The sequence below is a fragment of the Pseudoalteromonas sp. 2CM41L genome (assembly GCF_023161905.1).
Taxonomy (GTDB): domain Bacteria; phylum Pseudomonadota; class Gammaproteobacteria; order Enterobacterales; family Alteromonadaceae; genus Pseudoalteromonas; species Pseudoalteromonas atlantica.
Genome location: NZ_JALNTN010000002.1, coordinates 343,073 through 356,548 on the forward strand (window position 1 = coordinate 343,073; position 13,476 = coordinate 356,548).

Below are 13,476 nucleotides of genomic sequence, written 5' to 3' on the forward strand. Positions count from 1 at the left end.
GTCTAGAGGCCTAGGACACCGCCCTTTCACGGCGGTAACAGGGGTTCGAATCCCCTTGGGGACGCCACTTACTATTTTAGTAGTGTATAAAGCTATAACTTCCTCTGCGCTATCCAGCGCATTAATTTCTACCGTTTATCCGTTAAAATTTTAGTTTTACACTTTTAATTTTCTTCAATATCTATAAACCTATCTATTTAATTAATAATCACCTACGTATAACTTCTTAGGCTTTCAAGACCGATCCGCAATAATAATTATTCATTTACAGTGATAAATTTTTTGCTGTCTGCGTTAAAAATACATATTTATAACTGCATGTGTAGATAAAATGGATAGCACAACTAAATTTCAAATTACTCTTAACCATATTTATTCATCCTTTAAATAGCTTACTCAATAAAGCCAGTACAAAATATTCAGCATTTATAAAGCGCTGTGCTGCTAACCTTTTAGCTTAATTTCTTATTATTAGGAGTTAATTATGGCAAGTGGTTGGGCGCGTGATGGCGCAATTCAAGATCAAATCGATGCAAGTGTTAACGATGCAGTGCAATATGCAAGGCAAAATTTAATCTCAGGCGCGAGTGCTGAATTCTGTGATGAGTGTGATTGTGAAATACCACAGGCACGCAGGTTAGCGCTGCCAGGTGTTAGGCACTGTGTGGCGTGTCAAAGCGAGCTTGAGGCTAAAGGCAAAGGCGTTGCTGGCGTAAACCGCCGAGCAAGTAAAGATAGCCAACTAAGGTAAAGGTGCGACTAGGCACCTTTTTGATAAATTTTATTCCCTAGTGAGCTTTGTTTTTCTTTTTCTGAATAAGCTCAATTGAATAGCCATCAGGGTCTTTCACAAAAGCAATTTCTGTTGTGCCGCCTTTTACTGGCCCCGGTTCTCGACTGACGTTTCCACCAGCGGCCTTTATGTCGTCACATGCCTTGTATATATCGTCAAATTCAATAGCTATATGGCCATATGCATTACCAAGATCGTAGCTATTTTCATCCCAATTATAAGTAAGCTCTAATACAGTATTACTATCCTCTTCACCATACCCTACAAAAGCTAATGTATAACGGTACTCTTCGTTGTCAGAACGGCGTAATTCTTTCATTCCTAAAATCTGTGTATAAAAAGAAAGTGACTTTTCTAAGTCGGCTACACGCAACATTGTGTGTAATAAACGCATTTAGGTTACCTCTGTGAGTTTAAATTTAAATAGGTGTGGAGCATAGCGTCTTTATGGGGTATTCATAACCGCATTGCATAGGCCAGAGCCTGCCATATACCGAGAGGCTTATTTTACCTCAACTTTGAACAATAAGTTTATATTAACCAGCTATTTGCGCACTCATTGCGTCAAATTTACGTGCAATAAGCCCAGTTATTGCCGCGCAAGTGGCTTTGCCTTCACTGAAAACCTCGGCTTGTGAAATAAATTAAAATATCAGTACGATTTAATACGTAAGTAAACTTCTTAACCTGAGTTCGGGCAATTTAAGCTAAATGTGGGCAAGGCTAGGCATTTACAACCACGCATTGCCATAATATTAGCACACTAAATTAGTGGTATTACCAACAATGGGTTAGTGCACAATGTAATTATAGCCACGCTATTTATACGAGTTTATAAAGTTGTTGCACTTATTGGTCAACCTATTTTTTATTAAGCTCTAACCAAAGAAGGGAAAAGTGCGTTGAATTAATTTGATTTCCATACTGCCTATAACTAATTGTTTATTATTGTTATTTTGTTAATTTGAAATGAATTGTAAATTACCTTGGTTTACAAAGTTAACTTATTGGTTGACAAGATTGGTGTATGGTAATACAGTTTTTACATACCAATTGGTAAGTTGATTGGTTTTAGCTTCTCCAAGGTATTAATAAATAATCAAAGCAATGCTAAGCATAACGAAATAAATACGTAACCGGTCAATAATATACAGCGTGTAATCACTCTGTTTTTATTCGCTCAAATGGTAATAACGCGGCGGGTTACCTATTCAAATGAACATGCTCAGGGTTACTTTAGCAAATTGAATTAAACGACACAGCGTACCTATTTATGGGGTAAATCATTACTCGTACTCATAAAAGCACGCGCCATCATATTTAGGAGTTATTCATGTCTAAACCAGTAATCGGTTTTATCGGCCTTGGCTTAATGGGCGGCAATATGGCCGAAAACTTACAGAACAAAGGCTATGAGCTTATTGTTATGGATTTAAACAAAGATGCGGTTGCTGCATGCGTTAGCAGAGGTGCAAAAACAGCAAGCACTGCAAAAGAGCTTGCACAAGGTGCAGACATAATTATGTTTTGTTTAACAACATCAGCAGTTGTTGAAAAAATTGTGTACGCAGAAGATGGCATTTTAGCGGGTATTAAAGAAGGCGCGGTATTAATTGATTTTGGTACATCAATTCCTTCATCTACTAAAAAAATTGGTGCTGATCTAGCCGCTAAAGGCGCAGGCATGATTGACGCACCACTAGGGCGTACTCCAGCCCATGCTAAAGACGGCCTATTAAATATTATGGCAGCGGGCGATATTGACACCTTCAATAAAGTTAAACCTGTACTTGAAGATCAAGGCGAAAACGTATTTCACCTAGGTGAGCTAGGCGCAGGGCATACAACTAAGTTAATCAATAACTTTATGGGTATGACCACAGTATGTGCTATGTCACAAGCGTTTGCTGTAGCAGACAAAGCCGGTGTAGACCGCCAGCAACTATTTGACATTATGTCGACAGGGCCTTCTAGCTCTCCATTTATGCAATTTTGTAAAAACTACGCGGTAGACAATGTAAGCGACCTTGGTTTTTCAATTGCCAATGCAAACAAAGATTTAGGTTACTTCCTACAAATGGTTTCAGACCTTGGGACTGAATCAAAAATTGCTGAAGGGTCATCTGCTAACTTACAAGCGGCATTTGATGCAGGTATGGGGCAAGGCAACGTACCAGAAATTTTTGATTACTTTAAAACTCTAGAAAAGTAATACCAACAACATTGGGTGCTTTAACGTAGTTAAAGCACCAAAACACACACAACATCAATTGGCTAGATTTAACCTGCTTTGTGCAATGAGTGCAGCATTACTATTGATAAGGCATTACTTCCGGTCACACTGAAAAAGAGTTATCTATGCGTTTAATTAATATAATAAAGCTTAGCCTAGTTCTTATTGGGTGCACATCCACACAATTGGCAGCCAAAGATTATTTTGTAGACACTAAACAAGCTTTTCAAGAAATCTCTGACAAACTCGTTGCCGGCGATAAAATAACTCTCAAAGACGGTACGTGGTCTAATTTCGAAATTTTATTACAAGGCCAAGGAACCAAAAACGCCCCTATAAAGCTTACAGCGCAAACCAAGGGTAACGTTATTTTATCAGGGCAATCTAATTTAAGACTGGCGGGTTCATATTTAGAAGTGTCAGGGCTTGTATTTAAAAATGGTTATACGCCTAGCTCAGCCGTTATTGAATTTCGTAAAAATAAAGATGAGCTTGCTACTCACTCCCGCGTAACACAAGTTGTTATCGATAACTACAATAACCCCGATAAACGAGAATCAGACTATTGGGTGGCTCTATATGGTAAACACAATCGTTTTGATCACAGCCACTTAGTAGGTAAACGTAACAAAGGCGTTACGGTTGCAGTAAGGCTTAATAGTGAGCAAAGCCGACAAAACCACCATCAAATTGATCATAACTTCTTTGGCTATCGTCCTACTTTTGGATCTAACGGCGGTGAAACACTACGCATTGGTACTAGCCACTATTCATTAAGTGATTCATTTACCGTAGTTGAAAACAACTACTTTGAACGTACTAACGGCGAAGTAGAAATAATCTCGGTTAAATCAGGGAAAAACCAAATCCGCAATAATGTGTTTTTTGAATCTCGCGGCACACTAACGCTGCGCCATGGTAATGGCAATATTATTCAAGAGAACGTTTTTTTTGGTAACGGTGTAGATCACACAGGTGGCATTCGCATCATTAATAAAAACCAAACAGTAAAAAATAACTACTTAGAAGGTTTAACAGGCTACCGTTTTGGCAGTGGTTTTACGGTTATGAACGGCGTACCTAACTCACCAATAAATCGCTACCATCAGGTAGAAAACGCGACAATTGAAAACAATACCTATGTAAATGTGCGTCATATACAACTTGGCGCAGGTAGCGATAGCGAGCGTAGCGCTGCACCAATTAATAGCGTAATGAAAAATAACCTTATTATTAATCAAAATGGCGAGCAGCCTTTTACAACCTTTGATGATGTAAGCGGTATTAAATTTAGTGAAAATGTAGCTAATACCCAGGTATTAAAAGAGTTAAATTACGGTGTTAAACAGCAAAATGTAACACTAACCAGAGCTAGTAACGGTTTACTGTATCCTGAATCAAGCAAAATTAGTGCAGGTGCTAAACGCGGTTTAAAGGTGCTAAAAAAGGCCGATACCGGCGTTAGTTGGTATCCAAAAACAGAGCAAGTTGTAGCATTTGATACGGGTAAAACTCACCAGGTTAAAGCAACTGCAGATGCCTTACTTAACGCAATCAATGCAGCCCAAACGGGTGATGTATTAGAGCTTGCAGATGGTCAATACGATGTTTCTAAACTCGTTAAAATAACAAAAGTGCTTACCCTTAAGGCTAAACATACTGGCAAAGCTAAGCTGACCTACCAACGCTCCACCTTATTCGAAATTCATGATGGCGGTAGCTTAAAGCTAGATGGTTTAGTTATCTCGGGTGAAAACGCACCTGATGCCATTAATAATAGTGTGGTACGTACTAAAAAGTGGGGCATGGTTGATAACTACCGCTTTGAAATATACAACTCACAATTAACTAATCTTAATATTAATCACTCATTTCACTTTTTTGTAACGGGTAAAGGGGCGATGGCAGATGAAATCACGTTAGTAAATAACACCTTTAAAAATGTGACTGGCGATATTTTACGTCTCAATACCGAAATAGAAGACTTAGGTATTTATAACGCAGAGTATGTAACACTTAAAAGCAATACCTTTAATGAGGTAGCCGGTGGAGTCGTTAAGTTATACCGAGGTGGAAGTGATGAAAGCACCTTTGGTCCGCATTTATTAATGACCAATAACACCCTAACTAAAGTAGGTTTAGGTAAGCGCAACAAGGCGCAAGCGAGTGTGTATGCGCACGGTGTACAAGTCACAAATATTGCAAGCAACGTATTTGAAAAATCGGCACCGATTAAAATTGAGCACACGGTTGGTGAGCCAATAACAGCCATTACAGATAACACCTTTGATGCAACTCAAGCGCCAAGCGTAAAAGAGTTACGTGTAGCGGGCCCACACACGGCAACGATTAAAAATAACAACGTTTTAAATAAGGTGAACTAACAATGATGAATTTAACCCAAAATAAGTCATTATTTAAAACGCTGGGTGTTACTGTAAGTGCCTTAGTTTTATCGATAAACGCCTACGCAGCGCATCCAAATTTGGTAATAACCAATGATGATGTACAGCAAATGCGCCAAGCAATTAGCAACAACGAACAGGGCAAGTTTGCCAACGCATTTGCAGCGCTTAAGGCACAAGTGGATGAGCAAATTAAAAGCCCTATAACAGTGCCTGTACCAAAAGACGGTGGGGGAGGCTATACCCACGAACGACACAAAAAAAATTATCAGCTTATGTATAACGCCGGTGTTATTTATCAGCTAAGCCAAGAGGATAAATACGCTCATTACGTACGTGATATGTTGCTTGAGTATGCCAAATTATACCCAACACTTGATGTACACCCTAAGCGCAAAGTTAAGTCGCAAAACCCAGGTAAACTATTTTGGCAAAGCCTTAATGAGGCCATGTGGCTGGTTTATACCATTCAAGCATACGATTTAGTGCATGATGCGTTAAGCGCCGCTAATATTAAAACCATTGAAAATGACTTACTGCGCCCAGTATCGTTATTTTTATCACAAGGCCAGCCATCAACCTTTAACAAAGTACATAACCATGGTACGTGGGCTACAGCCGGTGTAGGCATGGCAGGGTATGTATTAGATGAATCTGAGTGGGTCGAAAAGTCTCTTTACGATTTAGATAAATCGGGCGAGGGTGGCTTTATTAAGCAGCTAGACATGCTGTTTTCGCCACAGGGCTATTACAACGAAGGTCCTTATTATCAACGCTTTGCACTACTTCCGTTTGTTACCTTTGCTAAAGCAATTGAAAACAACGAACCGCAGCGAGACATTTTTGAATATCGCGATGGCATATTACTTAAAGCCATTGATACCACTATTCAGCTAAGCTATAACGGTTTGTTTTTCCCGATAAACGATGCAATTAAAAGTAAAGGTATAGACACAATAGAGCTGGTACACGGTGTAACAGCCGCTTATGGTTTAACACACGATACTGGTTACTTAGATATAGCTAAAAAGCAAAATCAAATAATACTCTCTGGCGATGGCCTAAAAGTGGCTCAAGCGCTGGATAAAAATAAGCAAACTCCTTATGTATTTAAATCGGTAGCATTTGGCGATGGTAACGATGGCGAGCAAGGGGCGTTGGTAGTAATGCGTACGCAAACTGGTGGCGACCAAGCACTTTTATTTAAACCTGCCGCACAGGGTTTAGGGCATGGACATTTTGATAAATTAACTTGGCAGTTTTACGATCATGGCAATGAAATTGTGTCTGATTATGGCGCTGCACGTTTTTTAAATGTTGAGGCTAAATACGGCGGCCGTTACCTACCAGAAAACGAAACTTACGCAAAACATACCGTGGCACACAATACGGTTGTGATTGATGAAACCTCGCATTTTAATGCAAATGTTAAAGTGGGTAATAACAATCATCCTAGGCTTAATTTCTTTGAAACAAACCAATACGGAACGGTGTCAAGTGGGCAAATAAGCACCGCTTACAAAGGTGTTGAGCTTGAACGCACGTTAGCGTTAATTAATTTACCTATGCTTGAAAGCACGCTTGCAGTTGATATTTTTAATGTGACTGCAGATACCTCCCATAAAATTGATTTACCACTGCATTACAAAGGCCAATTAATTGATACCAGCTTTGAGTTACTTGGTAACACCAAAAGCTTAGCTGCGCTGGGTGATAAAAATGGCTATCAACATTTATGGTTAAAAGCACAGGCACAACCAGATGAAGGCCTAGCAAAGGTAACGTGGTTAAACGACAACGGCCGTTTTTATACACAAACTAGCCTAGTGAAAGGGGATGAGTCTTTCTTATTTACGCAAATAGGGGCAAACGATCCACACTTTAATCTTAGTAACGAAAATGGCTACATTCGCCGTGTAGAAGGTAAAAAACAGCATAAATTTATTTCAGTACTTGAGCCTCACGGTGAATACAACCCAAGTAAAGAATATACCCTAGAGGCTGTTAGCCGTGTATCGTCACTTAAGTATGGCGCACAAGAGCACTTAGACCTAATTGAAGTTAAAGTAAAAAATAATACCTATTTGGTTGCTATCAACAAAGCCGATAAAGCAGCTAAACACACATTCACATATCAAAATAAAGCATTCACCTTAAATGGCCGCCTTGGCGTTTATGCGATGAAGAATAATCAGGAGTAAACAGGATGCAAAAGCAAAGTGCACACTTTTCATTTGGTAACGAAACCGAGATTGAAGATTTAGGTAATGGCTTAAAACGCCAAATGCTTGGCTATAACGAAGAGCTAATGGCCGTGAAAATTTGGTTCTCAGAAGGGGCTATTGGTTATAACCATGCGCACAGGCACTCGCAAGTAACGTATGTGGTTGAGGGTGAGTTTCACTTTAACATTGATGGCGTAACTAAAATCTTAAAAGCGGGTGATAGCTGTTTTATTCCTCCTTTTGCTGATCACGGTGCAACGTGCCCAACTGGCGGTATACTGATTGATACCTTTAGCCCAGCTCGCGAAGACTTTCTTGAGGAATAACCTATGAAAATTCAAGGCTTACGCTGGTGGGTTATAGTGCTAATTGCACTTGCTACCATTATTAACTACATAGACCGTCAAGCGCTTAGCGTTTTATGGCCAGATATTGTGGAAGAAATGTTCCCTGATGAATCTGCTTTAGAGCGTAAACAAATTTACGCTAATATTTCTATAGTATTCGTATTTGCTTATGCATTTGGCCAAGCTATTTTTGGCAAAATTTTTGACTGGGTTGGCACGCGTTTAGGTTTTGTGCTTTCAATTGGTGTGTGGTCATTAGCCACTGTTGCCCATGCTTTTGCACAAGGGGTGCTTAGTTTAAGTATTTTCCGTGCAATTTTAGGTGTAGCCGAAGCTGGTAACTGGCCCGGTGCAGCTAAAGGTAATGCCGAGTGGTTCCCAACTAAAGAGCGTGCTTTAGCGCAAGGTATATTTAATTCTGGCGCAGCCATTGGTGGCATTATTGCTATCCCGCTTATTGCTTATTTAACCGTGTACTTTAGCTGGCAAATGGTGTTTGTATTTGTTGGTGCCTTAGGTTTTTTATGGTTAGTTCCTTGGATTATATTGGTAAAAGCGCCTCCAGGCTCTCACCCTTGGATAAGTGAAGAAGAGCGTGAGTACATTCTTACCGGACAAAGACGCGTTGATGATAACGGCGATGTAACAAGCGATGACGAAGAAGAATATAACCCGTCTACAGGCGAGTTACTCTCTCGTAAGCAAAGCTGGGGCGTAATTATAGCCTCTGCAGCTATCGACCCTATTTGGTGGTTATTTGTTTTTTGGATACCAATTTACTTAAACGAAGTGTATGGCATGGATGTTAAATCGATTGGTATTTATGGCTGGGTTCCGTATGTAGGCGCTATGTTTGGTGCTTGGTTTGGTGGCTTACTTGCCCAAAACCGCCTTAAAGCAGGCTGGAATACCGATAAAACGCGTAAGCTGACCATCACATTAGGGTGTCTAATTATGTTGCCGGCGCTGCTTGCAATGGCAAACCCAGGCGAGCCGGTAATTGCGGTACTTATTATGGCTGTTATTTTATTTGGTTTTCAAACCGCCATTGGTAACGTGCAAACCTTACCAAGCGACTTACTGGGTAAAAAAGCGGTAGGTACGTTGTCGGGCTTCTCTGGAATGGCCGCTAAATTAGGTGCTGTAGGCCTTACGTCATTGGTACCTATTTTAACAGCGGACGGTAATTATACACCGGCGTTTGTGATAGGCGCGTCTTTAGCGATTATTGCGATGGCAGCTGTATGGATTTTAATTCCAAAAATTGAACCATTGAAAAAGCCTAACTAATTTGTTGGCAAAGGCTGTGTTTCTCACAGCCATTTACTACCTAAGGTAAGTGATAATAATGAAAAATATTTACTTTATTGGCGAGTGCATGATTGAGTTAAGAGCGACTGTTCCCTCTACATTGCATCAGTCATTTGCAGGTGACGTATACAATTCGGCAGTTTACTTAAAGCGTTGTTTCCCACAAATCACCACCTCAGTTATTACCGCTTTAGGGGAAGATAACTTAAGTAAAAAAATGCGTGAGCGTTTTGCAAGTGAGCAATTAAATACAGACTATGTATTTGCTCATAGCAGTAAAGTCCCAGGTATGTATTACATAGAAACGGACGAGCAAGGTGAGCGCAGTTTTATTTACTGGCGTGATGATTCAGCAGCCAAAAAGGTGGTTGAATTTATCAGCCCTGAGCTCGTTAAGCAGCTGTCATCGGGTGATATGTTTTTCTTTTCGGGTATTTCTTTAGCCGTAATAGAAGAGCAAGCAAGAGCGCAGTTTTGGGACATAGTGAAGCAACTTAAAGCCGCGGGTGTAAAAATAGTATTTGACCCAAATTACCGTGCGCGACTTTGGGATAACGTTGAGCAAACTAAAGCGCAATACCATAGTGCATTTAGCTTAGCCGATATTACGTTACCCGGCGTTGAAGACTTAGAAACGCTTTACAACGTGCAAAGTGTAGAAGCGGTAATTGATTATTTGGCTCCGTACAACATTAACGAAATTATAGTAAAAAACGGCCCCGATTCAGTCATTACAAAAGAGGCTAATACAGTGCAAAGCCACAGTATTACGCCGGTTAAAAACGTTGTTGATACAACCTCCGCAGGCGATGCCTTTAACGGCGTGTATTTAGGAGCGCGCTTAGATGGGCGCCCAATTAGCGAAGCGGTTAAGCTGGGCGCGCAGGCTGCCGGCGCTGTTATTCAGCAACCCGGTGCTATTGCACCAAAAGATGTTTTTCAACAAGCCATGGCCAAATCAGGTCTCTAACTGGCTAATTTACTCAATTTATAACACTAAGTAGCACGATTATTTAAAAATAAGGGAAATAACGCATGACTCGCTTTTCTGAACTAATGGCAGAGCAAACTCTGCTACCTATAATTCAAGCAGACACGCCAGAGCAAGGTGTAAACATTGCTAAAGCAATGGCAGAGGCAGGCCTAACTTTGGTAGAAGTTGTTCTTAGAACAGATGCATCAATTGATGCACTTAAAGCCATAAAAGAACAGGTTCCACAGCTAAAAGTGGGCGCAGGCACCGTTATTAACGAAACAATTTTAAAGCAAGCGCTAGAAGCAGGCTCAGATTTTATAGTCACTCCCGCTGTATCGCCTACACTATTAAGTGAGCTGGTTAAGTGTAACGTGCCAGTATTGCCAGGTGTATCAAATACCGGCGATATATTAATGGCACTTGAGTATGGTTTTGAAGAGCAAAAACTCTTTCCTGCTTCACTTGCTGGTGGTGCGCCGTTTGTCTCTGCTGTCTCATCTGTATTTCGTGCAGTGAGCTTTTGTCCGACTGGCGGTGTAAGCGAAAAAAATAAAATGGATTACTTGTCGTTAAACAATGTATTTGCAGTAGGCGGTACCTGGGTTGCTAAAAAAGAATGGGTAACGCAGGGTAATTGGCAAGCCATTACAGACTCTTGTATCGAGGCTTTAAAATAGCAAGGAGCAAAAAATGAATTATTTAGCCCCAACCATTACACCAGGCGTTGTTGTTGGCGATGAAGTAAGCGAAGTGTATAAACACGCACGAACGCATCAGTATGCATTGCCTGCTGTAAACGTGGTGAGCACATCGTCAATTAATGCCACCTTAGAGGCCGCAAAAAAAATGAAGTCGCCGGTCATTATTCAACTATCTAATGGGGGAGCGCAGTTTTTTTGTGGTAAAGGTTTAGCACTAGAGGGCCAGCAATCTGCCGTTGTTGGGGCAATAAGTGCTGCACAGTATGTGCATAACGTGGCGAAGCACTATGGCGTTGCTGTCATGCTGCACACAGATCACGCAGCAAAAAAACTACTGCCTTGGATTGATGGTTTATTAGATGAAGGCGAAAAGTATTTTGCGCAAACAGGTAAGCCGCTTTTTTCATCGCACATGATTGACTTGTCAGAAGAGCCACTGGAAGAAAATATAGAAATTTGTGAGCGTTATTTAGCGCGCATGGCAAAAATAGGCATGACACTTGAAATAGAGCTAGGGTGTACCGGCGGAGAAGAAGACGGGGTTGATAACTCACACCTCGACAGCTCTGCGCTTTACACTCAACCAGAGGATGTAGCCTACGCCTATGAGCGACTTAGTAAAATAAGCCCTAATTTTATCATTGCTGCTTCGTTTGGTAACGTCCACGGCGTATACAAGCCTGGCAATGTGGTATTAACACCTACCATATTACGCGACTCGCAAGCCTATGTAGCTGAAAAATTTAATTTAGAGCATAACGCTATTAATTTTGTATTTCACGGTGGGAGTGGCTCTGAGCACAGTAAAATTGCTGAGTCGCTAACCTACGGGGTGGTAAAAATGAACATTGATACCGACACCCAATGGGCGAGTTGGAACGGGGTATTAAACTACTACCAAGAAAAACAAGGCTACTTGCAAGGTCAAATTGGTAACCCTGATGGCGAAGATAAACCCAATAAAAAATACTATGATCCACGTGTGTGGTTACGTCAGTCGGAGCAGCATATGGTGGCTCGCCTGATCCAATGTTTTGACGACCTTAATTGTGTGAACAGGTATAGCGCATGAAAAGACTGAATAAAGTATTAAAGCAAGATGGGGTTGAAACCGACCTTATCATGTTAATTCGCACGCTATTAGCAACCACAAAAGAAATAGCGTTTAGAGTAAGCCAAGGTGAGCTTGCGGGTGTTTTAGGCTCTACCCTTAACGAAAATATCCAGGGCGAGGTGCAAAAAAAGTTAGATGTCATTGCCAATCAACTGTTAAAAGATACCTTAATTGATGATGATCTTGTAAAAACAGTGGCATCTGAAGAGGAAGATAATGCAGTAGGCGCCCACCCTGATGGTAAATATATCGTGGCATTTGATCCCCTTGATGGGTCATCAAACATTGATGTTAACGGGCAAATAGGCACTATTTTTACCATTTACCCTGCAAAAGCAGATGTGCCCTACGATAGTGATGAGCAATTTAATCAACCCGGTACTAATCAGGTTTGTGCAGGCTACGTGCTGTATGGGCCATCGTCGTTACTAGTAATGAGTACTGGTGGGCCAACCCGCTGTTATACACACGATTTAACCCACGGTGGCTTTTTGCTTACAAAACCAGAGCTTGCAGTACCGAGTAAAAGCCGTGAGTTCTCGGTTAATATGGCAAATTACCGATACTGGGATGAAGCAACACAAGTTTACTTTGATAAATTACTGTATACATCAGAAGAATTTGCTAAAAGCTCAATTCGCTATAATGCAGCCATGGTTGGTGATGTGCACCGAGTTTTATGCCGTGGCGGGGTATTTATGTACCCGCAAGATACGCGCGCGGGTAATGAAAACGGTAAAATACGCTTACTTTACGAAGCTAACCCACTGGCAATGCTCACTGAAAACGCAGGCGGTATAGCCACCTCTAAAGGCATGCGTATTTTAGATATTCAGCCCGATGAGCTGCATCAGCGTGTGCCTGTTATTTTAGGCTCTAGTGAACCTGTGACTTACTTTAATTCTACGGTTTATTAAATCTGACTAAGGCCTCAGTACAAAAGGGCGGTTATTGTGCTCTTACGCCTTTTAAATAAAACGTATGCCGCTGCTGACTAATAGTGAGTTAAACGCAGTGGCTACGCTATTTTATATACACACCAAAAATTCATATCTATAGGCTATTACAGCTAAAGCTTCACACCTGTATCCCCACCCTCCATTCTTAATGTGCTTATCGCGCTACGTATTAATACAGCGTAATTCTTTCGGTAAAACCAATTGTTCATAAAGGTTGCTTGTTTATCTATTCGTGAAATTAATATTGGTAATAACGCTGCGTTATTAGGCATAGACATAAGTTAACTTTCAGTTAATAAAATATGATGAATTTTGAACGAATATAGTGGTAAAAGTGTTTTTATTATGCTTATATTACCAAGTTGGTTAACAATGAAGCGTAAAAATAAAATAATTTGGTAATAACACACTG

Annotated in this window: 11 protein-coding genes; 10 read left to right on the forward strand and 1 reads right to left on the reverse strand. The window is 40.6% G+C overall.

Annotated elements, in window-relative coordinates; genetic code table 11:
* Positions 1–484: 484 nt before the first annotated feature.
* On the forward strand, positions 485–751 hold the full coding sequence (locus MTF64_RS04435) for a DksA/TraR family C4-type zinc finger protein (protein WP_024034161.1): 267 nt from the start codon (positions 485–487) through the stop codon (positions 749–751).
* A 37-nt stretch (positions 752–788) separates the two neighbouring features.
* On the opposite strand, the gene gloA is transcribed toward MTF64_RS04435, so the two are convergent.
* Positions 789–1,187, reverse strand: coding sequence for a lactoylglutathione lyase (gloA, locus tag MTF64_RS04440; RefSeq protein WP_004589277.1), 399 nt, complete (start codon positions 1,185–1,187; stop codon positions 789–791).
* A 939-nt stretch (positions 1,188–2,126) separates the two neighbouring features.
* On the opposite strand from gloA, the gene MTF64_RS04445 reads away from it, so the two are divergent.
* The 9 genes from MTF64_RS04445 (at position 2,127) to MTF64_RS04485 (ending at position 13,022) form a co-directional block, all read left to right on the forward strand.
* The gene (locus MTF64_RS04445; protein WP_024034160.1) at positions 2,127–3,005 is read left to right on the forward strand and encodes an NAD(P)-dependent oxidoreductase; all 879 of its coding nucleotides are present in this window, start codon (positions 2,127–2,129) and stop codon (positions 3,003–3,005) included.
* Between the two features lie 146 nt (positions 3,006–3,151).
* Positions 3,152–5,410, forward strand: coding sequence for a chondroitinase-B domain-containing protein (locus MTF64_RS04450; RefSeq protein ID WP_248450701.1), 2,259 nt, complete (start codon positions 3,152–3,154; stop codon positions 5,408–5,410).
* 5 nt (positions 5,411–5,415) lie between these two features.
* Positions 5,416–7,632 carry a heparinase II/III family protein gene (locus MTF64_RS04455; RefSeq protein ID WP_248450787.1) on the forward strand — a complete coding sequence of 739 codons (2,217 nt, stop codon included), beginning with the start codon at positions 5,416–5,418 and terminating at the stop codon, positions 7,630–7,632.
* A gap of 5 nt (positions 7,633–7,637) precedes the next feature.
* Complete coding sequence (locus MTF64_RS04460) at positions 7,638–7,982, forward strand: cupin domain-containing protein (RefSeq protein ID WP_004589273.1); 345 nt, start codon at positions 7,638–7,640, stop codon at positions 7,980–7,982.
* Between the two features lie 3 nt (positions 7,983–7,985).
* Complete coding sequence (locus tag MTF64_RS04465; RefSeq protein ID WP_055020381.1) at positions 7,986–9,293, forward strand: MFS transporter; 1,308 nt, start codon at positions 7,986–7,988, stop codon at positions 9,291–9,293.
* A 58-nt stretch (positions 9,294–9,351) separates the two neighbouring features.
* Positions 9,352–10,284 carry a sugar kinase gene (locus MTF64_RS04470; RefSeq protein ID WP_248450703.1) on the forward strand — a complete coding sequence of 311 codons (933 nt, stop codon included), beginning with the start codon at positions 9,352–9,354 and terminating at the stop codon, positions 10,282–10,284.
* Between the two features lie 65 nt (positions 10,285–10,349).
* Complete coding sequence (gene eda, locus MTF64_RS04475) at positions 10,350–10,967, forward strand: bifunctional 4-hydroxy-2-oxoglutarate aldolase/2-dehydro-3-deoxy-phosphogluconate aldolase (RefSeq protein WP_248450704.1); 618 nt, start codon at positions 10,350–10,352, stop codon at positions 10,965–10,967.
* Between the two features lie 13 nt (positions 10,968–10,980).
* Entirely contained in the window at positions 10,981–12,063 is a 1,083-nt protein-coding gene (gene fbaA, locus MTF64_RS04480; protein WP_248450706.1) for a class II fructose-bisphosphate aldolase, read from the forward strand.
* Positions 12,060–13,022, forward strand: coding sequence for a class 1 fructose-bisphosphatase (locus MTF64_RS04485; RefSeq protein ID WP_248450707.1), 963 nt, complete (start codon positions 12,060–12,062; stop codon positions 13,020–13,022). Before fbaA ends, MTF64_RS04485 begins: the two co-directional genes overlap by 4 nt.
* Positions 13,023–13,476 lie beyond the last annotated feature (454 nt).